The following is a 25,806-nucleotide window of genomic DNA, read 5'->3' on the forward strand; positions in this document are numbered from 1 at the left end:
GCACGGTGCGGTGGATGAGGTTGAGCAGTTCCTCGAGTTTGGCCGGCGTGGCGACGCGCACAAGCAGGATGAAGCTGGGCGCGCCGGCGACGGAGTAGCAGGAGACGACGCCGTCCACGTCGCGCAGTTTGCGCGGGATGTCGGCTTCGCGCGCGTAGTCGAGCGGGGTGACGGAGACGAACGCGCTGATCGGCAGGCCACGCTGGTCGTGGTCGATGACCGCGCTGTAGCCCTTGATCACGCCGCGCTTTTCGAGTTTTTGCACGCGCGACTGCACGGTGGACACGGACAGCCCGGTCGCTTTGGCGAGCTGCGCGAGCGTGGCATGGCCGTCGGCCTCGAGCATGTCGAGGATCGTCGCGTCCTTGGCGTCGACTCCGGCCGTCGGCGCGCCGGATGCGGCGGATGCGGCACCGTTCGCCGCCAGTCCCGCCGTAGCTTCGTGATCGTCCTGTTCCTTCATGCACACCATCCTATCGCCGCGCCGTCATATGCAACGAAATCATTATCAGAACGTTAATTTTGCGAAATATCCAGTCTTTTTCGTAATCTTTACTATATACAGTCATTTTTATAGAAACTTTTCCGAAAGGCGGTGTTTGTATGTCCAATCCGCAGCCGACTCTGGCCCGTCAGGCACGAGCCATCCCCCGTTCCGGCATCCGCGACGTGTTCGATCGCGTCGAGCGCGTGCCCGATGCGATTTCGCTGTGCGTCGGCGAGCCGAGCTTCACCGCCGCGCCGCACATCGTCGAAGCCGCGTGCCGTTCAATTCAGGCAGGGCGCACCAAGTACACGAACGTGCTCGGCATCGAGGGGTTCCGCACGGCCGTCGCCTCGTACTCGCGCCGCGTGAAAGGGCTGGAATATGATTCCGAAACCGAGATTCAGGCCGTGGACGGCGCGACGATCGGCCTGTTTCTGGCGTTGAAGGCCGTGCTCGATCCGGGCGACGAGGTGATCATCCCGTCCCCGTTCTTCACGTCGTACGACGCGGAAGTGATGATGTGCGGCGGCGTGCCGGTGTACGTCGCGCTCAAGCCGGAGCATCAGATGCGGCTGAACGCCGACGACATCGAGGCCGCGATCACGCCTCGCACGCGCGCGGTCATCATCAACTCCCCCGGCAATCCGACCGGCGCGGTCACGCCCGCCGACGAGCTCGCGCGCATTGCGGACGTATGCACGCGACACAATATCTGGGCGATTTCGGACGAGGTGTACCATCCGTTCGTCTTCGGCACGGGCGAGACCGACGCAACCGACGAGGATCGCAACGATGTCAACGACACGCCGGCATACAGTGACAAGGGGCAAACCGAAAATGTCGCGGAACGAGTGATCGCCAGCGCATCATCCCGGACCGCTGTCAATCGGCCGTTCCCCGCAGCCCCGTCGATCGCCGCCGCGCCCGGCATGCACGAACGCACGATCGTCGTCGAAAGCCTGTCGAAAACGTTCGCAATGACCGGCTGGCGCATCGGCTACCTGCTCGCGCCCGCCGCCGTGATCGAGCAGACGAGCAAAATCGCCGAACTCATGCACTCGTCGGTCAACTCGACCGCGCAGTACGCGGGCGAAGCGGCACTGAACGGCCCGATGGAGCCGGTCGTCGCAATGCGCGAGGACTATCGCGCGAAGCGGCGGATCGTCATGGACGACCTGGCCGATTGCACGGCGCTGCGTCTGATCGAACCGGAAGGCGCGTTCTACGCGTTCGTCGACATCCGTGCCACGCGCATGGACTCCGCCACGTTCGCCCGCCGCCTGCTCGATGAGACGAGCGTGGCCGTGGTGCCCGGCACCGCGTTCGGAGCGGAGGGCGAGGGGTTCGTGCGCCTCTCCTACGCGGGCGACGCGGACGAGCTGCGCGAGGGCGTGCGGCGTCTCGGCGCGTTCGCCATGCGCCACGGCGACCCGCTGCTCGGCCGCCACACCCCCGCCTACCATCATCTTGAGATCATGGCATAAACGCCACGGGGGGGCTTCCCTTCGTATTTTGGCGCGCGGAGATGTGCGGTGTTATTGCGGCGCTTGCACGTGACATTGCACGCGTGACATTGCCGAGAGCGGGATGGAGATACTGGCCACAATGCCACGCAAATCGACCTTATAGCGTGACATTGTGGCCAGTAAATCGACTGCACCGGGGTTGATGTCACGTAAAGTCACCCGACCCCATGCATGCAGGTCAATCAGGCTCATTACGAAATATCATTACGAAATAGAAAATGGCTCTTCCCATCCTCATCAAAGATGGGAAGAGCCATTTCAGCGTTATCGGATCAGGCGCGCTACATTCAGTTGCCGTTCACGGCGCTGGAGTTGGCCTGCTGGCTGATCGCGGCGAGGAAGTCGCGGTTGGTGGGCGACTTCTTGAGGCGCGGCACGAGCGTCTGGTAGGCCTGCTCGGGCTCGAGGCCGCCGAGCAGTCGGCGCAGGCGGTAGATGATCGGCAGCTCGTTCGGCGCGGTGAGCAGCTCCTCGCGACGCGTGCCGGACGCGTTGATGTCGATGGCCGGGAACATGCGCTTGTCGGCGAGCTCGCGGCTCAGGCGCAGTTCCATGTTGCCGGTGCCCTTGAACTCCTCGAAGATCACCTCGTCCATCTTCGAGCCGGTTTCGACCAGCGCGGAGCTGATGATGGTGAGCGAACCGCCGTTTTCGATGTTGCGGGCCGCGCCGAAGAACTTCTTCGGCGGGTACAGGGCCTGCGCGTCCACGCCGCCGGACAGGATGCGGCCGGAGGCGGGCGCCGCGATGTTGTACGCGCGGGCGAGACGGGTCATCGAGTCGAGCAGCACGACCACGTCCTGGCCGAGCTCCACAAGTCGCTTCGCGCGCTCGATCGCCAGCTCCGCGACGGTGGTGTGGTCGGAGGCCGGGCGGTCGAAGGTCGAGGAAATGACCTCGCCCTGCACGGTGCGCTCCATGTCGGTGACTTCCTCCGGACGCTCGTCCACGAGGACGACCATCAGGTGGACTTCCGGGTTGTTCGTGGCGATCGCGTTGGCGATGTTCTGCAGCGTGATCGTCTTGCCGGCCTTCGGCGGGGAGACGATCAGGCCACGCTGGCCCTTGCCGATCGGCGAAACGATGTCCATGATGCGGCCGGTGAGCTTGTTCGGCGCGGTCTCCTGCTTCAACCGCTCCTGCGGATACAGCGGGGTGAGCTTGGAGAACTGCGGGCGGTTCGCCGCGTCCTCGACGCTCATGCCGTTGATCGAGTCGATGGACTGCAGCGGCACGAACTTCTGACGCTGGTTGCGGCGATCGTTGTCACGCGGCGCGCGGATCGAACCATGCACGGCGTCGCCCTTGCGCAGGCCGTACTTCTTGACCTGGCCCATCGACACGTACACGTCGTTCGGACCCGGCAGGTAGCCGGACGTGCGCACGAACGCATACGATTCGAGCACGTCGACGATGCCCGCGACCGGCACGAGATCGTCCTGCGGCTCCTCGCGGCGCACGTCGCGCACCTCGCGGGATTCGCGCTGATCGTTGCCGTTGTCGCGATCGTCGAAATCGCGGTCGCGTCCGCGCATGCGACGCTGGCGACGGTCACCGTTGCGATCGTTGTGATCGTTGTTGCGCTCCGCACGATCGCCGCGGTTGCGGCTGCGACGTGTGAACTCGCGCTCGCCGGACTCGTCGTCGGACGGTTCGGCCGCGGCGTTCTGCTGGGTCGGCAGCGTGGCGAGAATGTCGTCCAGGTCGCGAACGTTGTCGTCGGACGACGATTCGGCCTGTTCGAAACGACGGCGACCGCGCGGCTGATCGCCTTCGACGGCGAAGTCGCGGCGACGACGGACCATCGGACGATCCTCGTCGTTCTTGCGACGGCGATCGGCCCGATCCGCACGATCGCCGCGATCGCGGTCGGTGCCGGTCGGCTCGAGACCGAGATCGTTGAGCAGCAGCACCGAGGCTTCTTCTTCGCGGCGACGGCGACGGACGTCGGTCGTGGCGTCCTTCTTCACTTCCGGCAGTTCGATGGCCGGCTGTTCGGTCGAAGCCGGAGCGGCGGCGGGACGGGTCGCGCGGACGCGGCGCGTCTTCGGGGCAGACGCGTGCGCGGCATCGTCGGTGGAAGCCGAGGTCGGGGCCGGAGCGGAAACGACCGGAGTCGACACAACCGGGGCCGCGTTGTCGGCGGACGGCTCGACGGCCGCCTTGGCCGGAGCGGATTCAGGGGTTTCGGAAGTCTCGGAAACGGCCTGCTGCGCGGCGTTCTCCGCGACCGGGGACTTGGCCGCGGTCTTCTTCTTCGGAGCGCGCACCGTCACGCCGGCGGGCGCCTCGCCGCCGGAACGGGCGGCCTGCAATGTGGCGAGCAATTCGGGCTTGCGCATCGTCGACGTGCCACGAAGTCCCATCTGCTTGGCGAGCTCCTTGAGCTCGGGCAGCTTCATACTCTCAAGATTCTGGCTGGTTGCCACTCGTATTACCTTTCCTTGAGCAATAACGGCATACGCCGTGCCTTGCACTAAGAATGATTTGCGGTCTTGCCGCTATCGAACGTTCGCTGCACGCCATGCCCGCGAACTGGTAGATACATTACATCCGTACCCCGACCAACGCAAAACGGCCCGCCGCATGGCGCGACGGGCCGTTTCACGCTTCGGAAAAGCGTTACTTTTCCTCGTGGTAGCTTTTTTCGGTGTTGACGGACCACACGTTCTTCTTGGACGTCTTGCCGGTCTTGATGTTGTTCACCGCTTCGATGGCGGTGGCCATCGAATGGTCCATGTTGTTGTAGTGGTGCTGGCCGTTGCGGCCGACGCAGTACAGGTTGCCGAACGAGTCGAGGTATTCGACGAGCTCGTCCATCTGCGCGTAGGTGTCGAAGTAGGCCGGGTACGCCTTCTTGACCTTCTCGCGGTGCGTGTCGAGCACGTCGGAGGGGCTCGCGATGACCTTCATGCGCACCATCTCATTGATGGCGAACTTGACGCAGTCCTCTTCGCTCATGTTCCAGAAGGCGTCGCCCTCGTCGCAGAAGTATTCAAGGCCGATCCACACGGTGTCGTCCACGTCCTTGACCAGGTACGGGCTCCAGTTGTTGAAGATCTGGATGCGGCCGACGGTGTAGCCCGGATCTTGCACGTAGATCCAGCAGTCCGGCACGATCGGCGGGTTGCCGAGCGTGGGGATGTTGGTCGTGTTCTTCAGGCGCAGCTTCTTGACGAGCAGGCCGACGGTCACGAAATCACGGTACGGCAGGCCGTTGGCGATGGTCGTGATGTCCTTCGGGGCGGGCTTGTCCGAGGCGTCCACGGCGTTGACGAGATCCTTGAGCGGCATCGACGAGATGAACTGGTCGGCGGTCAGCTCGGTGCGGTTGCCTTCGGAATCCTCGTACACGACGGCGCTGATATGACCGTGCTCCTGCTTGACCTCGACGACGTTCGCGTCGGTGATCACCTTCGCGCCGTTCGCCGCGCAGCGCTTCTCCACGGTCTCCCACAGCTGGCCCGGACCGTACTTCGGGTACCAGAACTCCTCGATCAGCGAGGTCTCGACCTCGGCGTTGGAGCGCTTCTTCGGGCTGAGCTTGGCGAACGCGTTCTTGAGCACGCCGAGCACGCTCAGGCCCTTGACGCGCTGCGCGCCCCAGTCGGCGGAGATCTGCGAGGGATGACGGCCCCACAGCTTCTCGGTGTAGCCCTCGAAGAACATCGAATACAGCTTGTGGCCGAAGCGGTTGATGTAGAAGTTCTCGAGGTTGGTTTCAGGCAGCTTGTGGAACATGGAGGCGAGGTAGCTGAAACCGGCCTGCATGGTCATCACGAAGCCCATCGCCTTGAACGTGGCGGGCTTGAGCGAGATCGGATAGTCGAAGAAACGGCCGCCGTAGAAGATGCGCGAGACGCGGTGGCGCTTGAGCATCACCTCGTCGGTCACTTCCGGATCCGGGCCGCCCGGCTCCATCTCATGCTCGCGGCCGAGCTTCTTGTCGTCGTAGCTGGGCGCGCCCTGCAGCGGAAGCACGTCCTTCCACCAGTCCATGATGCGCGTGTCCTTGGAGAAGAAACGGTGGCCGCCGATGTCCATGCGGTTGCCGTTGTGCTTGACGGTGCGGGAGATGCCGCCGAATTCACGGGTGGCTTCGAGCACGGTCACGTCGTACTTGTCGGCGCCGCCGTCCTTGACGAACTCCCAAGCCGCGGTCAGGCCCGCAGGGCCGCCGCCGATGATCACCACGGATTGTTTTTGCGTCACGTAAGTCTCCTTATAACAAAATCAGCGATAGTCTACCCCACCCGCAGGAACCGCACGCCTGGCTTGTGCATTTCCTCTACGTCTTCTTACAAAAACTCCCGCGCATCAATCATGCGCGGGAGCCACACGTCAATGGATGTCGTCGGGAATGTCGATGTCGGTTTTCTGCACCTCCTCGACATTGACGTCCTTGAACGTGACGATGCGCACGTTCTTGACGAAGCGGCTGGGACGGTACACGTCCCAGACCCATGCGTCGGTCAGCTGCACGTCGAAATAGACGTCCTGCCCGGCCGAACGCACGTTGAAGTCGACCTTGTTGGCCAGATAGAACCGGCGTTCGGTCTCCACCACGTAGGTGAACAGTTTGATGACGTCGCGGTACTCCTTGTACAGGGCGAGTTCCGCGTCGGTTTCGTAGTTGTCGAGATCCTCGGCGCTCATAGGTGTGTGTCAGTCCTCTTCCGTGTCGCGCTTGCGGTTCAATCCCAGATTGCGCCACCACGCGTTCTTCGACGATTTGCGCTCTGACTGTCCGTACGGCCAGTTGCTGGTTTCGTCGTTCGTCGTATCGGCCTGCGTCGTGCCGCTGCCGTTCGTCGCGTCCGCGACGTCGGCGGAGGCCGGCGTGACGCCGATCTTTTCGTACGCTTCGCGACGCGCGTCGTCCGCGGTCGTCGCCGCGTCGTCCTTCCTGCGGTCGTCGCTCTGCCGCTGCTTGATCGCAACCGAATGCTCGCGCATCGCCAGCGCCTCGCGCATGCCGGGATTATCTTCGATCACGTGCATGCCGAACGCGTCGAGCGAACGGATCGGATCGTATTCGTCGAACAGCGTGTCCAGCACGATGAGATCCTGATAACGGCTGTTTTCCGCGTCCCACAGCGCGTCGCGGGACGAACCGGTCTTCACGAAACCGAGCGACTGGTAAACGGACAGCGAACGCGTGTTCTTCTCCGGCACGGCGACCCAGATGCGATGCATGCCGAGTCCGGCGGGTTCGGGCGCGAAGCCGTAGGTCATGACGCGCGGCATCATGTCACGCGAGTAGCCGCGGCCGCGATAGTCCTTGCCAAGCAGTACCTGAATGCGCGCGGAACGGGCCCAGCCGTCGACGTCGATGAGAAACACCATGCCAATGACATTGTCGGTCGCCTCGGCGTCGACTTTGCCGTCGTCGTCGTGATCGGAGTCGGTGAGCACGGCCCATGCGATCGTGCGGCGCGATTCCGGATCGCCGACGCCGGATTCGGACGCGGCCTGTCCGTTCGCCCACGCGACGGAACGGCGCACCCAAGTATGCACGACGGCACGTTCGGCCTGCGCATCCTTGCCGGTGATGCGCGACGCATTGTAATAGGCGTCCAGTTCGTCCAGCCGGGGCAGATCCTCGACGGTCGCCGGGCGCAGATGCACCATCTCGCCCTTGATCGGCGGAATCACGATGCGCGCGGGCAGTTCGCGCGACGTTTCCTGATCAGGCGACGGTTCGACGTGTTCAGACATTCTCGATTTCCCTCAACATAGACTGGTAGAAGTCGGTACAGAAGATATCCTACCTGCCTGACCGTTCGCTGGGAAGCATATGCGCGAATGTTCACGTCGCGGGCAAAAGCGGGCGCTGACGGGTTCGGCAGGCACGGCGCAGGCACGGTGCAAGCACGGGAAAGGCTCCCGGGGTCGCCCCGCGGGAGCCTTTCGTCATGCGTTCGGATCAAGCGTGCGTCGTGAACGACTCAGCCCTGCAATTACGGACCTCGCCTCGCTCGGGCTCAATCCAATCTTCGCTCGTCTTTCGACTCGCTCAGGCCAACGCTACAGGAAGCCCACCGGGCTTCCCGCTTAGCGCGTCAGCCCTTGATCTTGCCCATCACGATCTTGGTGACGGCCTTCGCGTCGGCCTGGCCGCGCGTCGCCTTCATCACCGCGCCGATGATGACGCCCATCGGCTTCATGTTCCCGCTCTTGAGCTTCTCGACGACGTCCGGGTTCGCTTCGAACGCCGCGTCGACGGCCGCTTCGATGGCGCCCGTGTCCTCGACGATCTTGTAGCCGTGCTTGGCGACGACCTCGGCCGGGGTGCCTTCGCCGGCGAGCACGCCGGAGACGGTCTGCTTAGCCAGCTTGTCGTTGAGCTTGCCGTCGGCGATGAGCTTCTCGACCTCGGCCACGTCGGCCGGGGTGACGTTGAGCTCCTCGAGCGAGACGCCCTTCGCGTTGGCCTCGCGGCTCAGCTCGCCCAGCCACCACTTGCGCGCGCCCGCGGCGGTCGCGCCGGCCTTGACCGTGTCCTCGATCAGGTCGAGCGCGTCGGCGTTGAGGATGTCGCGCATCTGCACGTCGGTCAGGTTCCATTCGGCCTTGAGGCGGTTGCGGCGCTCGCGCGGCATTTCCGGCATCTGGGCCTCGATCTCGGCGATGTGCTCCTTGGTGATGTGCAGCATCACGAGATCCGGGTCCGGGAAGTAGCGGTAGTCGTCCGCGTCGGACTTGACGCGGCCGCCGGCGGTGGTCTGCGTGGCCTCGTCCCAGTGGCGGGTCTCCTGCAGGATCTCCTTGCCTTCGTCGAGGCGCGCGGCCTGACGGCGGATCTCGTACTGGATCGTCTTTTCGATGCCGCGGAACGAGTTCACGTTCTTGGTTTCGGAACGCGTGCCGTACGGGGCGTCGGCGGACGGGCGCAGCGAGACGTTCACGTCGGCGCGCATGTTGCCCTGCTCCATGCGGGCGTGGGAGATACCCAACGCGCGCACGATATCGCGGATGGCGCGCATGTACGCGCCCGCGATTTCCGGAGCGCGGTCGCCCGCGCCCTCGATCGGCTTGGTGACGATCTCGATCAGCGGCACGCCGGCGCGGTTGTAGTCGACCAGCGAATGGTCGGCGCCTTCGATGCGGCCGTCGGCGCCGCCGACGTGCGTGTTCTTGCCGGCGTCGTCCTCGATGTGGGCGCGCTCGATCGGCACGCGGAAGACGGTGCCGTCCTCAAGCTCGACGTCGAGGTAGCCGTTGCCGTTGGTCGGCTTGTCGTACTGCGAGATTTGGTAGTCGCGCGGCATGTCCGGGTAGAAGTAGTTCTTACGCGCGAACTGGCTCCACTCGGCGATTTCGCAGTGCAGGGCGAGGCCCAGCTTGATCGCGTAATCGACGGCAGTCTTGTTGACCACCGGCAGCGAACCCGGCAGGCCGAGGCTGACCGGGGTCAGCTGCGTGTTCGGCTCGCCGCCGAAGTGGACTTCGGCCGGGCAGAACAGCTTCGTCTTGGTGCACAGCTCGACGTGCGTTTCCAGACCGAACACCACGTCGTACTTCTTGGTGGCATCGGCGTACTTCATCAGTTTTTCAGCCATTATGCTTGTTCTCTTTCTTCCGATGCCTTACTCGGCGGCGTTCAGCCACGGGGTGTTCATGGACTGCCAGATCGGGCCGCCCCAATCCTCTTCGAGCGCGGCTTCGAGCGCGGCGGCCGGCTTGTACATGACCTCGTCGCGCTGCTGCGGCGCGATGAACTGGAAGCCGACCGGCAGGCCGTCGTCGGACAGGCCGGCCGGGATCGACATGGCGGGCACGCCGGCGAGGTTCGCCGGGATGGTGGCGATGTCGTTCATGTACATGGCCAGCGGATCGTCCATCTTCTCGCCGAACTTGAACGCGGTGGACGGGCTGGTGGGGGCCACGAGCACGTCGGCCTGCTGGAAGGCGTTGTGGAAGTCCTGGATGATGAGCGTGCGGACCTTCTGCGCGGAGCCGTACCAGGCGTCGTAGTAGCCGGCGGACAGGGCGTAGGTGCCGAGGATGATGCGGCGCTTGACCTCGTCGCCGAAGCCGGCCTCGCGCGTGTAGGACATCATGTTCGCGGCGGTCTGCGGCACGCCGGCCGGCGGCATGACGCGCAGGCCGTAGCGCATGCCGTCGTAGCGGGCCAGGTTGGAGCTGACCTCGGACGGCATGATGATGTAGTACGCGCCGAGCGAGTACTCGAAGTGCGGGCAGGAGACCTCGACGACCTCGGCGCCCATCTCCTCGAGCTTCTTGACGGCCTCGTTGAAGCGGGCCTGCACGCCCGGCTGGAAGCCGTCGCCGCTCAGTTCCTTGACAAGGCCGACCTTCATGCCCTTCAGGTCGCGCTTGGCGCCTTCGCGGGCGGCGGCGACCATCGGGCGCGGGCCTTCCGGAATCGAGGTGGAGTCGCGGCGGTCATGGCCGCCGATGATCTCCTGCAGCAGCGCGGAGTCGAGCACGGTGCGGGAGACCGGGCCGATCTGGTCGAGCGAGGAGGCCATGGCGATCGCGCCGAAGCGGGAGACGCCGCCGTACGTCGGCTTGACGCCGACCGTGCCGGTCAGGGCGCCCGGCTGGCGGATGGAGCCGCCGGTATCGGTGCCGAGGGCGAGCGGGGCCTCGAACGCGGCGACCGCGGAGGCCGAACCGCCGCCGGAGCCGCCGGGAACGCGCTCGGTGTCCCACGGGTTGTGCGTGGTCTGGTAGGCGGAGTGCTCGGTGGAGGAGCCCTGCGCGAACTCATCGAGGTTGGTCTTGCCGAGGATCGGCATGCCAGCGGCCTTGAGCTTCTCGATGACGGTGGCGTCGTACGGCGGCACCCAGCCTTCGAGGATCTTGGAGGCGGCGGTGGTCTCGATGCCCTTGGTGACGATCATGTCCTTGATGGCGATCGGCACGCCGGCCAGTTCGGGCAGCTGCGCCTTTTCGTCCGCGGACTTCGCGTCGAAGGCGTCGGCCTGCTCGCGGGCCACGTCGGCGGAGACCTTCAGGAAGGCCTTGATGCTCGGCTCGGCGGCCTCGATGACCTCGAGGTGCGCGTCGACCAGCTCGCGGCTGGAGACTTCGCCGGACTTGACCTTGGCGGCCATCTCGGCGGCGGACAGCTTAACGATTTCGTTGGTCATTGGGCTCACTCCTCGCTTCCCAGGATTCGCGGCGCGACGAACATGCCGGCCTCGGTCTTCGGGCCGCCGGCGAGCGCCTCGGCCTGCGTGAGCGGGGTTTCCGGCACGTCGGGGCGCAGGTACGCCTCGAGCGGGATCGGGTTGGCGGTGGGCGGCACGTCGTCGGAAGCGACTTCCTGCACCTTGTTGATGGAGTCTGCGATGACGTTCAGCTCGCCCTGCAGGCGGGTGATTTCCTCATCGGTGAGCGCGATTCGGGCCAGATCGCCCAAATGCTCGATTTCTTCGCGTGTGAATGTAGGCATGCGCCTTACTATACGAGCGGTTTGTGACACGCTTTGCACGCTGTCCGCCATCCTTCCGCATGGAGGGAAACGGTTTTCCCGGATTATTTTTCCACGGGTCGGCAACTCCTCCGATTTGCGCCTTCGACTGCCTTCCGCAGGGCCGGTCGCTCTTCCGCTCCGTGCCCCAGTTCGCATATTGATCCATTCCCGGTTCACTCGGCCACGCCCCGGTTCGGTTCCTCCCCGGTTCGGTTCCTTCCCCGGTTCGGTTTGTTTCCTCCCGGTTCGGCCCGATCCACCGGCTTGCCCTTGATTCTGGCCGGTCTGCGCATTGCCCCGGTGGCGTCTGCCTCCGGGGGATCTCATTGTCAGGTTTCTTCCACGACTTGGCGGTTTTCGGACGAAAAACTGCCGTTTAAAGACCGAAAAATGCCACGGTGTGGAAAATACCAGACCATAAGGGGCTTTAACGACTGGTTCCTTCCATACCATGGCACATTTCGTTCATTTTTGGGGCTTATAACGGTCGGTAACCGCTACTCCGTGGAAGAAACCAGACGTTATGACGCATCAGCAACCGGTTCCTTCCCACCCCATGGCGAATTCCGTCCATGGGCAGGCCTCGCAGCAACCGAAAACCGCCACCCCGTGGAAGAAACCCGTCACTCCCCGCCAGCCAGTAACCGTCCCTCCCATCCGTCAGACATTCCCGGTTTAATGCCGCCGGATGGATAGACCCAGCCGTTCCAATCTCCCGCAACACGCCGATCCGAACCATTCGACCACATACCCCGTTTCGGCTTTACACCGGAGCGACGCTCCCGTACCGTCCTGCGTATGACACGCAACGAAGCCATAGACACGCTGATACGCAATGCCCAAACCGAACGCCGATGCGCGTTCGGCGTCACCAATGCCGAGCAACGTGCCCTGTCCCGGCGCGCGGCAAAGGGCACGCTGCACCGGGTACTTCCCAACATGTACGCGGACGCGCGGTATTGGGACACGCTGGCTCCGCCGGACAAAGCACTGCATACGGCTCGCGCACTGAACCTGAAGCACCGTCAATGGGTGTTCGGCGGTATTACGGCGGCCGCAGCGCACGGATTCGAACATCAGTGGTATCTTCACCATGACACGATCACCGTAGTCATTGACGACCGCGGCAGCAACACGGATAATCCCCGCGTCAAACGGATACACGGCAGCCGGGAACACACGGTCATGGCCGGAGGAATCCCGGTTACCGACAAGGCGCGCACCGTGGCGGATTGCGCCATGATGTTCGGTCTGCGCCACGCCCTGCCCATCGTTGATTCCGCACTGCGCAACGGCATGACGGCGCATGACATACTGTCCGTCTGCACGGATCTCCATCGCAGTCAGGCACCGGTGCTCACCGCGCTCCATCATGCGAATCCCGCCAGCGAAAACGGGGGCGAATCGCTGGCTCGCGGCACCATGATCGAACATCATCTGATGATACCGGAGCTGCAGGTCGCGTTCATCGATCCCGAAACCGGGCGCTCATATCGCGCCGATTTTGCGTGGAGGCTGCCCGGCGGGAGGATCGTCGTGGGCGAATTCGACGGATCGCAAAAATATGTTGATCCCTCAATGACGAGAGGACACGGCATTCCGGATGTGATACAGACGGAACGCGAACGTCAGGACGGTCTGCGCCGAGGCGGCGCGACCGGCATCGTTCGCTTCACCCACCGGGAGGTGATTAAACGATATCCGTTCATCAACAAGCTGCTCGCGGCCGGAATCCCCATAATCGGCGGTCAGTCATATCAGACATAGGTCAGGCATAGGGGAACACGCCTCGCCATGGGGCTCATGAGGCAGGCCTCACGCGACGGCACCCGACCACGGGACGGATCTCGCGACCGAATACCGTCGTTATACCGTCGTCGTGCCGCTTCACGCCACGGCACACGCCGTCGCGCATGCCGTATGGGGGACAGCGCCCACGGCTTGGGACACCCGCGACCGCCCTGGGACTGCCCCACATGACGCCCGCATGCGGAAACGCAGCGTGGCCCGTCAAAAGAGACCGCGCTAAGCAACGACTCGCTACTGCTCGAGGAAGACCTGCGGGGCCTTGGCGAAGTTCTTCGCGCAGTGCTCGCCGCAGAAGTAGTAGGTCTTGCCGTTGTATTCGCGGGTGATCGCGTCCGCGTTCACGGCGACGGTCATGCCGCAGACCGGATCGGTGGCGGTTTCGCCGTCGACGGGCGCGGCGTTCATGTGCATATGGTGCATTTCCATGGGATGCTCCTTGCTGTTGTGATTGGTGGACATTGTAGCGTCGGAACCGTGTGGCTGGCCGCCCGGTTCCAAGTGGGTGAGTTCGGTGCGCTCGTCGATGATGACCCGCGGCTCGACGGTCCGGGGTCCGCCGACGATCGGCGCGCCGGTCCCGTTCGCATCGCCGCGACCGGCATGACCGTCGGACTGCCCGTCGCGCGACCGGTCGCCGCTGCGTGTCGCGCCGCTCGACGGAATGTCCGTCGCAGCGTCCGATGCGGTTGCGATATCGCCGATGCGCGCGCCGTGCAGCCGGTTCGCGTTGAGCACGAGGCACACCGAGCTCAACGCCATCGCGAGTCCCGCGATCATCGGGCTGAGCAGCCAGCCGGTAAGCGGATAGAGCAGTCCGGCCGCGACCGGAATGCCGATCACGTTGTAGCCGAACGCCCACGCGAGATTCTCGCGGATGTTGCGCATCGTCGCGTTCGACAGGCTGATCGTCTTCAGCACGCCGCGCAGATCGCCGTTCATCAGCGTCACGTCGGCCGACTGCATCGCCACGTCCGTGCCGGTGCCGATCGCGATGCCGAGATCGGCCTGCGCGAGCGCGGGCGCGTCGTTGATGCCGTCGCCGACCATCGCGATCAGGCCGTCCGGCACGTCGCCGATCGCCGGAGCGGGCAGCGTCGTGACCGTTGCGGCCGCGTTCGCGCGATGATCGCCGACCGATCGTGCCGTCGCGGAGTCCGGTCGCGCGTTCGTCTCCGCCGCCGATGCCGCCGTTGGCGGAACCGTGGCGGCACGTCGTTCGTTGCGGCCGCGATCGCGCGCGATCTGCAGCTGTCGGATCCAGTACGCCTTGCCGTCGGGCTTGACCTGCGCGATCACCGTGTCGATGCCGACTTCGCGGGCGATGCGCGCGGCGACGTCTGCGCGATCGCCGGACAGCATCACCGTGCGGATGCCGGCCGCACGCAGCGCGGCGACCGCCTCGCGCGAGCCGTCCTTGACCGGATCGTGTTCGTAACTCGGCTTCGCGTCGCCGCCGTCCGCCGGCGCGTCGACCACACCGCGCGTGATCGTGCCGGTCTTGTCGAACACGACCGTGCGGATGTCGCGCGCCTGCGCCAGCGCCTTCGCCGACGTGACGAGCACGCCGTTCGTCGCGCCCACGCCCATCGCGACGGTCACCGACAGCGGGGTCGCGAGTCCCAGCGCGCACGGGCAGGCGATGATGAGCACGCTCACCGCCGTCACCAGCGCATGCGCCAGCTTCGGCTCCGGACCGATCGCGAACCAGATCGCGAACGTCCACACGGCCACGATCATCACCGCGGGCACGAAGATGCGGGCGATTTTGTCCGCGAGTTTCTGCACGGGCGCCTTGGTGGCCTGCGCGCGAGACACCATGGCGATGATCTGCGCGAGCACCGTGTCGCCGCCGACCTGCGTGGCGCGCATGAGCAGGTCGCCCTTGAGCAGCACCGTCGCGCCGGTCAGCGACGCGTCGCCGGCGCCCGTGCCGCCGGCCGCCGATTTGACGACGGGCTTCGATTCGCCCGTGATCATCGACTCGTCCACGGTCGCCTCTCCTGCGACGAGCTCGCCGTCGACCGGAATGCGCTCGCCGGCGCGCACGACCAGCAGGTCGCCGGCCTTGACGTCGTCAATGTCGGCGTCGCGAACGTTTGCCGGATTGCGCCAGTCCGCGCGCGATGCCGGATCCGCGGCATCGTGAGCGGTGGCCGACAGCACGTGCGCGACGCGCGGACGCAGCTTGATCAGCGACTGCACGGCCTTGCCGGTGCCCTCGCGCGCCTTCGTCTCGAGCAGACGACCGACCAGCACAAGCGTGATCACCACGCCGACCGACTCAAAATACGGCTCGCGCGAGCCTTCCGGAAACAGCGACGAGGCGACGCACAGCGCGAGGCTGTACAGGTACGCGGCGAACGTTCCCAGCGTGACCAGCGAGTTCATGTCGGGTGCGCGGTGGACGAGTGCGGGCCAACCGACGCGGTGGATCGGCGCGCCGCAGTAGAACATGACCGGCGTGATGAGCAGTGCCTGCAACCACGGGTTCATGAGCCACGTGGGCACCAGTGCGTGGCCGTTCGGCAGGAGCATGAGCATCATCGGCACGAACACCGGCAACGTGAGCACCGCGCCGATCGCGACCAGCTTGGTCAGCTGGCGGATCTCCTTCGCGCGTTCCTCCGATTCGCGGCGTTCCGCGGCCAGCGCATCGGTTGGGGCCGCGGGCGTGTCGTTTCGGTCGGAATCGGCATGGGATCCCATCGTGTCGTTTCGACCGGATCCTACGCCGGCTTCCGTCATGCCGGCCCGGTCGGAGCGTGGCGGAACGGAGGCGTCTTTCCCCTCATCGTCGCCGTGCGATTCGTCGCCGCCCCCGGTCACGCGCAGCAGTCCGTGCACCATGTTCATGCCGCAGGCGAACGGGTATTCGCCGGCCGGCAATGCGGGCAGACGCACATCGGTGCGCTGGTTGCCGGGCAGCATCGCGTCGAGCGCGAGATCGCCGAACACGACGTGCGACGTGCACTCGCCGGTCTCCTGCCGGTCGAACGTGAGCGTGATCGGCGTGCCGGCCTTCATCTCCACGACGGCCGGCGAATATCCGCCGCGCACGGTGATCGTCGCGGTCTGCACGCCGTTCTCCAGCGTGCCGGCGGTCCCCCGCTGCGGCGCGAAGAAGAACCGGATGATCAGCCACGTGAGCGCGGCGGCCACCAACGCGGCGGCCGCGATGAGAAAGATGTTCAGTTCCATGATGCGTCCCTTCCGCCTTCCTGTCGTCTATCGTATCTCCGTTCACCAGAGTATACCCAATACCCCTATGGGGTATAATGAGTGTTGCGTGTTCGCCGACGGGCGAAACGGCGGTCGGCGGCACGACGGGTGGCGTGACGGGAGATGCGGCGGAATGTACACGGCAACGAATGGAGGGTGCCATGCATGGATACGGCGATGACAAGGCGAAGGTGATCGCGCGGCTGCGGCGGATCGAAGGGCAGATCCGCGCGGTGACGCAGATGGTGGAGGACGACAAGTACTGCATCGACGTGCTCACGCAGATCTCGGCCGCGAACTCCGCGCTCAAATCGGTGGCTCTGCTGCTGCTCGACGATCATCTGGGCCATTGCGTGCGGCAGGCGTCGGCCGAAGGCGGCGAGGTCGCCGACGAGAAGCTCAGGGAGGCGTCGGCCGCAATCGCGCGATTGGTGAAGTCGTGAGGCCGTTGCTTGGTGCGACACGCGCGCCTTGCGTTCTCCGGCGATCTGCGATTCACTAGAACGTATGTTCGATAATACGACGACGATGATCGCACCGCCGCACCAGCAACGGCCGCAGTGGCGTCGGCATCGCCGCCCCCGCCAGCATCTGCGGTTGCCGGTCCGATGACTTCCCAAGAAGATAGGCTAACAACCATGACCGAAGAGAAAACGTTCCGCAAGACCGGCGCCGCCCCCGCTTCCCAGACCGCTGGCGCCGGCGCCGCTCAGCCCATCACATCCGCGCCAGCGGAAACCCCGTTCGCGCTGCTCGACCCGCGCGACCAACTCAAAAGCCTGCTGAAGGCCGAACTGGACGGCAAGCCGTTCTGCGAACTGTCGAAGGTGACGTTCGACCATCGCGGCGCCTCCATCGCCGGCCACCTGCTGCTCGACACGCTCGAGGAGCAGGGCTATTCGGTCGACGACTTCGACGCCGTCGGCGCGCTCACCGCCGCGGCCGTGCCACTGGTCACGTCGATGATTCTCGCGGCCGCCTCGCGCGGCGAGGATCTGGACGGCTTCGTCATGGACTTCGTGTACCCGTCCGTCAAGGGCCCGTCCGTCAAGGGCAAACGCGTGGTGCTCATCGACTCGTGGCTGTCGGAGAAGTCCTACGTGCAGACGTCGTCGCTGGTCACGCTGCGCAACGGCAATGAACTCAGCCTCGACTTCGGCATCGTCGAACACGAGGACGCGCGGGTCGTCGCGGTCGCGTCGCTCATCGGCGGCGTCGACATGGACAAGCCGACCGTCAAGGTCGTCAATCCGGTCACCGACGAAACGCGCGAACTGCCGTTCGTCGAGGTCTATCACGAATCCGAACTGCGCTGACCGGCGCTGGTGACGGTTCCCTCCGTCGCGGCAATCCCGCGCGGATTTCCGCCGGCCGGTCGACAGTCGTCCTGCAACGATCAAGGAGTCCATTGCACACGCCCAATCCCGTTTCCCTTGCTGCCAAGTTGTCCGGCGAACCCGAATTCCGCGAGGTCGGCGTCGGTCCATGGGCCGAAACGCACCCCGGCGAACCGCGTCCGGACGATCCGTCGTCGCCGAATTTCGACGCGCGGTTCGATGCGCAGCTGCTCGACGACGGCGACCGGCGCAACGTGCTCGACCGCTACCGTTACTGGACGGTCGACGCGATCAAGGCCGACCTTGACGCGCGCGGACGGCACGACTTCGAAGTCGCCGTCGAAAACTGGACGCACGACTTCAACATCGGCTCGATGGTGCGCACGGCCAACGCGTTCACCGCGCGCCGCGTCCACATCGTCGGTCCGCACAAATGGAACCGCAAGGGCGCGTTGATGACCGAGCTGTACCAGCACGTCGAAAACCACCCGTGCATCGAGGAACTTGTCGAATGCTGGCGTCACCGCATCGCCGGCGAAATCGCGTACGAGCGCGCGCGGGCCAAGGCGGCGGCAATCAAGGCGCATACGATCGCGACGCAGGGCGTCATCGCACAGTCCGCGGACGCGCCATTCGGCATTGCGCAATTCGGGGGCGCACAGTCCGTGGACGCGCCATTTGGCATTGCGCAATTCGAAACCATGCATTCCGGAGACGCGGCATCGATCGACGACCACACCGCTGCAGCAGCCGCGGTGAATGCCGTACGCGAGGCGACGGCCGACATCGCACGCGCCGACGCGCGCATCCGCGAACTCGAGGCGGCGCGTGTCATCGCGCTCGACATCATTCCCGGCGCGGTGCCGATCGAAACGTACCGCTTCCCCAAGCGCTGCCTCATGCTGTTCGGCGCGGAAGGACCGGGACTGAGCCAAAAGGCGCTCGATCTGGCCGACGACGTCGTCTACATCTCGCAGTTCGGCTCCGTGCGTTCCATCAACGCAGGAGCCGCGGCCGCGGTGGCCATGCACAGCTACATCGCCCAGCATCTGTAAGGGCGTCCGGCAAGCAGCAAGGACCTGGAATCGCGGAGGCACCATGGAAGATACCGGACACAAAACGGCCTCATATTGACCGATATCCGCCGCCATGCGGAACATTACGGACCCAATAACCTACAAGTGACCCAAAACCGCCGCACCGTGGAAGATGGCGGACGTAAAACAACCCAAAATCGACCGATATCCGCCACACCATGGAATATGCCGGACACAAAACAACCCAAAATCGACCGGAAACCGCCACGCCGCGGAAGAATGCGAACACAACCAACACCAGCCAGCCGCTTCGAATAACCCAAACGCCTCAGACGTCTCAAGCGCCTATATATGCCCGCAAAAACGCGTAAGGCCCAGAAGGGACAACCCCTCCGGGCCTTACGCGCAATCACCGGCTACCAATCCGATCCGCGGATATCGGTCGCCGGCCGCATCCGACCAGCAACCGTCCACCGCCGACTCGCGGATCAGTCGGCCTTCACCTCGTCGACGTGCACCGAACCGTCGTCGTCCGGGTCGGTCGGCATGGCGTTGAGCTCGAGGTGATCGCCGCCGGTCTGGTCGACGAGCACCGTGTCGCCGTCGTGCACCTTGCCGGACAGCAGCATGCGGGCCAGCTGGTCGCCGACCTCGGTCTGCACCAGACGACGCAGCGGACGCGCGCCGTACGCCGGATCATAACCGGTGTCGGCGAGCCATTCGCGCGCGGCGTCGGTGACGTCGAGGCGAATGCGGCGGTCGGTGAGGCGGGAGGCAACCTGCGCGACCTGGATGTTCACGATGCCGCCCAGCTCCTCGCGGGTGAGCGGATGGAACATGACGATCTCGTCGAGGCGGTTCAGGAACTCCGGCTTGAAGTTCATGTGCACCGCGTCCATCACGGCCTTCTTCTTGGCGTCCGCGTCCATGTCCTGATTGACCAAGAACTGCGAGCCCAAGTTGGAGGTCATGATGAGGATCGTGTTCTTGAAGTCCACGGTCCGGCCCTGACCGTCGGTCAGACGGCCGTCGTCGAGCACCTGCAGCAGCACGTCGAAGACTTCCGGATTGGCCTTCTCGACCTCGTCGAACAGCACCACCGAATACGGGCGACGACGCACGGCCTCGGTGAGCTGGCCGCCCTCCTCGTAGCCGACGTAGCCCGGCGCGGCACCGATCAGGCGGGACACGGAGGCCTTCTCCATGTATTCGCTCATATCGATGCGCACCATGGCCTTCTCGTCGTCGAACAGGAAGTCGGCGAGCGCCTTGGCAAGTTCGGTCTTGCCCACGCCGGTCGGTCCCAAGAACAGGAACGAGCCGGTCGGACGGTTTGGGTCGGAGATGCCGGCGCGCGAGCGGCGCACCGCGTCGGAGACGGCCTGAATGGCTTCCTTCTGGCCGATCACGCGCTTGCCGAGGTACTCCTCCATGTGCAGGAGCTTCTCGTTCTCGCCCTGCATGAGGCGGCCGACGGGGATGCCGGTCCATTCGGAGACGATGCCGGCCACCGAATCGGCGTCGACGTGGTCCGGGACCATCGGTTCGGGCTTGTTCGCGCCGTCCGCACCCTCGGTGGACTCGGCGTCGGCCTTTTCGGCCGCGTCGAGCTGCTTCTGGATCGCCGGGATCTCGCCGTACAGGATGCGGCTCGCCTCGGCCAGATTGCCCTCGCGGGTGAACTTGTCGGCCTTCACGCGCAGCGCGTCCATCTGGGCGCGCAGGTCGCCGACCTTGTTGTGGCCGGCCTTTTCCGCATCCCAGCGGGCCTTGAGCCCCGCGAGCTTCTCGCGCGCGTCGGCCATTTCGGCCTGCAGCTTCTCGAGACGCTCCTTGGAAGCCGGATCCTCAGCCTTCTTGAGCTGCATCTCCTCCATCTCGTAGCGCGTCACCTTGCGCTGGAGCTCGTCGATCTCCTCCGGGGAGGAGTCGAGTTCCATACGCAGGTGCGCGGCCGCCTCGTCGACCAGATCGATGGCCTTGTCGGGCAGCTGACGGCCGGAAATGTAGCGGTTGGACAACGTCGCCGCCGCGACCAGCGCATCGTCGCCGATCGTCACCTTGTGGTGCGCCTCGTAGCGCTGCTTGAGGCCACGCAGAATCGCGATCGTGTCCTCAACGGAAGGCTCGCCGACGTACACCTGCTGGAAACGACGCTCGAGCGCCGGATCCTTCTCGATGTTCTCGCGGTATTCGTCGAGCGTGGTCGCGCCGATCAGGCGCAGCTCGCCGCGCGCCAGCATCGGCTTGAGCATATTGCCGGCGTCCATCGAGCCTTCGGCCGCACCGGCGCCGACGATCGTGTGGATCTCGTCGATGAACGTGATGATCTCGCCGTTCGCGCTCTTGATCTCATTGAGCACCGCCTTGAGGCGTTCCTCGAACTCGCCACGGTACTTGGAGCCGGCCACCATCGACCCGAGGTCGAGGGAGATCAGCTTCTTGTTCTGCAGCGTGGTCGGCACGTCGCCGGCGACGATGCGCTGGGCGAGGCCTTCGACGACGGCGGTCTTGCCGACGCCAGGCTCGCCGATCAGCACCGGGTTGTTCTTCGTACGGCGGCTCAGGATCTGGATGACGCGGCGGATCTCCTGATCACGGCCGATCACCGGGTCGAGCTTGCCTTCCTTCGCGGCGGCCGTCAGGTCGGTCGAGTACTTCTCGAGCGCCTTGTACGAGCCTTCCGCGTCCGGGCTGGTGACCTTCGCGCCGCCGCGGATGCCGGGGACCGCCTTGCGCAGCGCCTCCGGGGTCACGCCGTTCTGGCGCAGGATGTCGGCCGACTGGTTCGGCGCGCTTGCCGCGATGCCGATGAGCAAGTGTTCGGTGGAGACATATTCGTCGCCCATCGCCTGCATTTCCTTTTCGGCCTGCGCGAGCGCGGCGGTCAGCTGACGGCTGGCCTGCGGCTGCGACGTGGTCGAGCCGCTTGCGCTCGGCAGCGCGACCAACGCGTTGCGCACCGCGGCTCCGATGGCCTGCGGGTTGCCGCCCGCGGCCTGAATGAGTCCTTGAATGACGCCGTTCTCCTGACGCAGGAGCGCGTCCATGACGTGCAGGGTCTCGACCTGCGCGTTGCCCGCGGCCGACGCGCTCTGGATCGCGTCGCCGATCACCTGCTGGGCCATGGTGGTGAACTTCTGTTCCATATCAACCTCCCAAAAAGTCTTGTCGCCCGCGGTCACACGCCCGGGATTGGCGTCCACGGTTGCGCGGCCACGGTCATTCGTTCGTTGTCTGATATGCACAACCGTTCCACCGCCCATTCTATTCCCAAAACTTGAGCCCAACACACTCAAGTTTGGAAACCTGCGTCCATCCGCACTGCAGAACGCGATGATCCGCCGCAACATGCCCGCGCCTAAACTGAGCACCGAATACATTCGCCAGTTCGCAAAGAGAAACCCCGAGAAGAACATGATTTTCCAAGCCGGCTCGCTGCTGCTCGTCATCATCGGCGCGTACGCGCTCAAGCATCTGCACGTCTTCGGCGACCGCGACTACAAGGTGGCGCAGGGACTCGTCTTCAACCTGACCCTGCCGTACGCGATCATCCTGTCGTTCGCCACCAACAGGCACGATATGAAAATGCTGTGGATCGTGCTGTTCGGCTTCTTCGCCTGCGCGATCCCGCTGTTTATCGTCTACTTCGGCTCGCGCGGCGACGAACGCAACTACCGCGCGTTCCAAATGCTCAACGCGTCCGGCCTCAACCTCGGCGCGTTCTGCCTGCCGGTCGTCCAGACGTTCATGGGCGCGTCGGCCGGCCTGCCGATCATCATGCTCGACATCGGCAACGCGACCGTCGCCACAGCCGGCTCACTCACGATCACACGCACGCTGCTCGGTATGGACGACAGTTTTAAGTCCCTGCCGCTCGTGCTGCGCCTGCGCAACATCGCGCGCGATTTTTTGAGCTCGATCAGCTTCGACATCTACATGCTGATGCTCGTGTTCATGTTCCTGCACATCACGATCCCGCAGCCGATCGTCACGCTCATCACGCCGTTCGCCAACGCGAACGCGTTCTGCACGATGGCGATGATCGGACTCATGATGGAAGTGCCGGACAACCGCAAGGACAAAATCGAACTGGCGAAGGTGATCGCGTGGCGCGCCGTGTTCGGCGTGATCATCGCGCTCGCCGCGTGGACGCTGCTGCCGTTCGACGAGCGGATCCGCGAGATCATCGTGCTCGGCTCGTTCGCGCCGATCACGATCTTCTCGACCAAGTTCACCGACTCGCTCACCGGCAACGCGAAGCTCGCCGGCTTCTCGCTCACCGTCACGGCCGTGCTCAGCCTGATCGTCATGACCGTGCTGCACGCGCTGCTGCCCGTGGCGTAGACGCGCCTTAAGCGAGCGCAGCGAGCCTCGGCTCCCTCGGCTGAGGGAGCTGGCAGCCGCAGGCTGACTGAGGGAGCGTACGCGTTGCGGCATCCATGAGATCATGCATGACAAAGGGGTATCCAAGAGGTCTGAGAACCTTCTGACTACCCCTCAGTCATGCCTGCGCATGACAGCTCCCCTGGCAAGGGGAGCCGAGGTTCGCTGCGCTCACAGGATGAAAGCCCACCGGGCTTTCGTTTAACCCTGCACGGTCCTGCAATTTCGGACGGCCTACGGCCGACTCAACACGGCCTCGCTCACGCTCGGCTCGTGCAGGACGAAAGCCCACCGGGCTTTCGTTTAACCCTGCACGACCACGTTGCGCAGATCGCCGATGCCTTCGACGTGGACGATCGGCTCGTCGCCGGGGCGCAGCGTGCCGGACGCGTTCGGCGTGCCGGTGAGGATCACGTCGCCCGGCAGCAGCGTGGAGAAGCTGGAGATCGCGGCGATCTGCTCGGGGATGCCGTGGATCAGGTTCGCGGTGGTGCCGCTCGCCATTGGCACGTCCTCGCCGTTCAGGGTGAACGAGATCTTCGCGTCGTGCCAGTTGAGGTCGTCGCGCGCGACGATCCACGGGCCGAGCGGGCAGGACGTGTCGAAGCCCTTCGCGCGCGTCCACATCGGATCCATGCCCTGCAGGTCGCGTAGCGTCACGTCGTTGACACACGTGAAGCCAAGCACGTAGTCCATGGCCTTCTCGACCGGCACGTTCTTGGCGATGCGGCCCATGACCACGGCCACCTCCGGCTCGAAGTTCATGTCGTGGCTGTACGGCGGAATGACGATCGGATCGTCGGGGCCGATCACCGACGTGGACGGCTTGGTGAAGATCACCATGTCCTCCGGCGCGTGGGCGATCTCGGAATGGCCGGCCTCGTGCATGAACTGCGCGTGGGCCTCGTAGTTCTTGGCCAGACCGAACACTTTGGACGGCAGCACCGGCGCGAGCAGACGCACGCCGTCGGCGTCCAGCGCGTAGCGGTTGCCGGTCGGCTCGACGGCGCCCGCGCCGAGCGGATAGCCGTTGAGCTCGATCAGATAGTCCTTGTGGTCGGTCGGGTCGTTCTGGACGAACGCGTAGCGGGGAGTGCCCTTGAGCGAAAATCGTGCAATTCTCATACAGCACAGTGTAGTCGTTGCGGGGTGGGCTCCGCGGCGCGGTCGCGTCGTGCGTGACGTCCGATCCCTATGCCACGGCAGAATCGCACGCGCGGCGGTCGTGTCGTGAGCGGCGGCCGCCGCGACGCGCACGATGGCCGACGAGACGCGGCACAGTCCGTCGCCACGACGCGCATGACCGATGGCTCAGATGAACGCGCGCTCGCCGAACACGCCGGTGCCGACGCGCACGATCGTCGCGCCTTCCGCGATGGCGAGCGCGAGGTCGTGCGTCATGCCCATCGACAGTTCGGTGCAACGCTCGGTGCCGGGCACGCCCGCGTCGAGGATCTGGTCGCGCGTCTTGCGCAGGTGCGTGAAGCAACGGCGGATGGTCGTTTCGTCGTCGACGTGCGCGCCGATGGTCATGAGCCCCTGCAGTTCGAGTCCGGCGAGCGTGCCGATGCGCTGCGCGAGCAGGATCGCGTGCGCCGGATCGCAGCCGGATTTCGACGCTTCGCCCGATTCGTTGACCTCAAGCAGGACGCCGACGGTGATGCCGCGCGCGACGGCGCGACGGGAGATTTTCTCGGCCGCGTCGATCGAGTCAACGGATTCGATGGTGTCGACGACGGGCAGAACCTTGCCGATTTTGTTGCTTTGCAGCTGGCCGATGAGGTGGAAGGGGATGTGTACGGGGGTTGCGGCGGCGACCGGCGCGGCCGACGTGGCCGCGACATCGTTCGCGGCAGTCGAGGCGTTCGTAACGTTCGCGACAGCCGGACCGGCCTCCGCCGCGCCGAGCGCAAACCCGCGCTCCGCGCACAGGCGCGTCAGTCCGGCGGCCTTGACGGCGACCTCCTGCGGCCGGTTCTCGCCGATCATGCGAATGCCCGCATCGATCGCGGCCATGATCTCGCCGACGTCACGCGTCTTGGTCGCCGCAAGCAGCTTCACGGATCCGGCCGCACGCCCGGCCGCCGACTCGGCCTGCGCGACCTCGTCCATCACGCGGTGCACGCCGTCCGTGATCTCCTGTGCGCGCGCCGCGTCGATCGTCTCGTTCGCCAAATCCTTGTGGTCCATGTAAGCCGTCATGTCGCCCCTCTTTCGTATCGCTCCCATCGTAGTAGGCGCACCGGTCTCACACCACGGGCATTTCGGACTCTTCATATTTTGTCGCACATACGAATATGGTCGCGGTTGCCGCGCAACGCAAAAGCCGCGACCATGCCGCCACGCGATCAAAACATCGGCTACTTGTTGAGTTCTTTGTCGATGTACTGGCTGAGGCTTTCCTCCCAGTCGGCGGGCGTGTAGCCCGCGGCTTCGATCTTGCTCAGGTCGAGCGCGCTGTGGGTCGGGCGCGGGGACACGGGGTTCTTCGCGTTGGCGAAGTACTCCGCGGTGCTGATCGGCTTGACCTTGTCCCCGTTGCCGTTCGTCCGCTCAAACA

Annotated in this window: 19 protein-coding genes; 6 read left to right on the top strand and 13 right to left on the bottom strand. The window is 64.9% G+C overall.

From position 1 onward, the window contains the following. Window positions 1-346: Lrp/AsnC family transcriptional regulator (locus KIH79_RS10490; protein ID WP_236023805.1), on the bottom strand; the 346-nt coding region annotated here is incomplete at its 3' end. Between the two features lie 257 nt (window positions 347-603). Here KIH79_RS10490 and KIH79_RS10495 point away from each other — a divergent pair. Then, window positions 604-1,971 carry a pyridoxal phosphate-dependent aminotransferase gene (locus tag KIH79_RS10495; protein ID WP_219059321.1) on the top strand — a complete coding sequence of 456 codons (1,368 nt, stop codon included), beginning with the start codon at window positions 604-606 and terminating at the stop codon, window positions 1,969-1,971. Between the two features lie 329 nt (window positions 1,972-2,300). Here the strand turns inward: KIH79_RS10495 and rho are convergent, their stop codons facing one another. The 7 genes from rho to gatC form a co-directional block, all read right to left on the bottom strand. Beyond that, a complete protein-coding gene (rho, locus tag KIH79_RS10500; RefSeq protein ID WP_219059322.1) occupies window positions 2,301-4,442 on the bottom strand; it encodes a transcription termination factor Rho in 2,142 nt (713 codons plus the stop codon). 193 nt (window positions 4,443-4,635) lie between these two features. Beyond that, window positions 4,636-6,225, bottom strand: coding sequence for an NAD(P)/FAD-dependent oxidoreductase (locus tag KIH79_RS10505; RefSeq protein WP_219059323.1), 1,590 nt, complete (start codon window positions 6,223-6,225; stop codon window positions 4,636-4,638). A gap of 129 nt (window positions 6,226-6,354) precedes the next feature. Then, window positions 6,355-6,669, bottom strand: a complete 315-nt coding sequence (locus KIH79_RS10510; protein ID WP_033494454.1) for a DUF2469 domain-containing protein — start codon at window positions 6,667-6,669, stop codon at window positions 6,355-6,357. 9 nt (window positions 6,670-6,678) lie between these two features. Beyond that, on the bottom strand, window positions 6,679-7,731 hold the full coding sequence (locus KIH79_RS10515) for a GNAT family N-acetyltransferase (RefSeq protein ID WP_219059324.1): 1,053 nt from the start codon (window positions 7,729-7,731) through the stop codon (window positions 6,679-6,681). A 344-nt stretch (window positions 7,732-8,075) separates the two neighbouring features. Then, on the bottom strand, window positions 8,076-9,575 hold the full coding sequence (gene gatB / locus KIH79_RS10520; protein ID WP_033494456.1) for an Asp-tRNA(Asn)/Glu-tRNA(Gln) amidotransferase subunit GatB: 1,500 nt from the start codon (window positions 9,573-9,575) through the stop codon (window positions 8,076-8,078). 27 nt (window positions 9,576-9,602) lie between these two features. Next, complete coding sequence (gene gatA / locus KIH79_RS10525; protein WP_219059325.1) at window positions 9,603-11,132, bottom strand: Asp-tRNA(Asn)/Glu-tRNA(Gln) amidotransferase subunit GatA; 1,530 nt, start codon at window positions 11,130-11,132, stop codon at window positions 9,603-9,605. Window positions 11,133-11,137: 5 nt separating this feature from the next. Beyond that, window positions 11,138-11,437: an Asp-tRNA(Asn)/Glu-tRNA(Gln) amidotransferase subunit GatC gene (gatC, locus tag KIH79_RS10530; RefSeq protein ID WP_033494458.1), complete on the bottom strand. Its 300-nt coding sequence runs from the start codon at window positions 11,435-11,437 to the stop codon at window positions 11,138-11,140. 819 nt (window positions 11,438-12,256) lie between these two features. On the opposite strand from gatC, the gene KIH79_RS10535 reads away from it, so the two are divergent. Beyond that, window positions 12,257-13,225: a hypothetical protein gene (locus KIH79_RS10535; protein ID WP_219059326.1), complete on the top strand. Its 969-nt coding sequence runs from the start codon at window positions 12,257-12,259 to the stop codon at window positions 13,223-13,225. 273 nt (window positions 13,226-13,498) lie between these two features. Here the strand turns inward: KIH79_RS10535 and KIH79_RS10540 are convergent, their stop codons facing one another. Continuing rightward, entirely contained in the window at window positions 13,499-16,465 is a 2,967-nt protein-coding gene (locus KIH79_RS10540; protein WP_219059327.1) for an HAD-IC family P-type ATPase, read from the bottom strand. 182 nt (window positions 16,466-16,647) lie between these two features. On the opposite strand from KIH79_RS10540, the gene KIH79_RS10545 reads away from it, so the two are divergent. The 3 genes from KIH79_RS10545 (at window position 16,648) to KIH79_RS10555 (ending at window position 18,878) form a co-directional block, all read left to right on the top strand. Then, on the top strand, window positions 16,648-16,929 hold the full coding sequence (locus KIH79_RS10545; RefSeq protein WP_219059328.1) for a metal-sensitive transcriptional regulator: 282 nt from the start codon (window positions 16,648-16,650) through the stop codon (window positions 16,927-16,929). A gap of 195 nt (window positions 16,930-17,124) precedes the next feature. Then, the gene (locus KIH79_RS10550) at window positions 17,125-17,802 is read left to right on the top strand and encodes an orotate phosphoribosyltransferase (protein WP_219059329.1); all 678 of its coding nucleotides are present in this window, start codon (window positions 17,125-17,127) and stop codon (window positions 17,800-17,802) included. Between the two features lie 92 nt (window positions 17,803-17,894). Then, window positions 17,895-18,878 carry a TrmH family RNA methyltransferase gene (locus KIH79_RS10555; RefSeq protein WP_219059330.1) on the top strand — a complete coding sequence of 328 codons (984 nt, stop codon included), beginning with the start codon at window positions 17,895-17,897 and terminating at the stop codon, window positions 18,876-18,878. A 470-nt stretch (window positions 18,879-19,348) separates the two neighbouring features. Here the strand turns inward: KIH79_RS10555 and clpB are convergent, their stop codons facing one another. After that, entirely contained in the window at window positions 19,349-22,009 is a 2,661-nt protein-coding gene (gene clpB / locus KIH79_RS10560; protein WP_219059331.1) for an ATP-dependent chaperone ClpB, read from the bottom strand. A 268-nt stretch (window positions 22,010-22,277) separates the two neighbouring features. Here clpB and KIH79_RS10565 point away from each other — a divergent pair, with 268 nt between their 5' ends. Next, the gene (locus tag KIH79_RS10565; RefSeq protein ID WP_219059332.1) at window positions 22,278-23,207 is read left to right on the top strand and encodes an AEC family transporter; all 930 of its coding nucleotides are present in this window, start codon (window positions 22,278-22,280) and stop codon (window positions 23,205-23,207) included. A gap of 342 nt (window positions 23,208-23,549) precedes the next feature. Here KIH79_RS10565 and KIH79_RS10570 read toward each other — a convergent pair whose 3' ends face one another. The 3 genes from KIH79_RS10570 to KIH79_RS10580 all read right to left on the bottom strand — a co-directional run. Next, window positions 23,550-24,371 (bottom strand): fumarylacetoacetate hydrolase family protein, encoded by an 822-nt coding sequence (locus KIH79_RS10570; protein ID WP_219059333.1) that lies wholly within the window; start codon window positions 24,369-24,371, stop codon window positions 23,550-23,552. Between the two features lie 186 nt (window positions 24,372-24,557). Next, window positions 24,558-25,448 carry a YggS family pyridoxal phosphate-dependent enzyme gene (locus tag KIH79_RS10575; protein ID WP_219059334.1) on the bottom strand — a complete coding sequence of 297 codons (891 nt, stop codon included), beginning with the start codon at window positions 25,446-25,448 and terminating at the stop codon, window positions 24,558-24,560. A 158-nt stretch (window positions 25,449-25,606) separates the two neighbouring features. Continuing rightward, window positions 25,607-25,806 (bottom strand): sugar nucleotide-binding protein (locus tag KIH79_RS10580; RefSeq protein WP_219059335.1); only part of this gene is annotated, 200 nt, incomplete at its 5' end.

This window comes from Bifidobacterium miconis, from assembly GCF_019331735.1.
Lineage (GTDB): Bacteria > Actinomycetota > Actinomycetes > Actinomycetales > Bifidobacteriaceae > Bifidobacterium > Bifidobacterium miconis.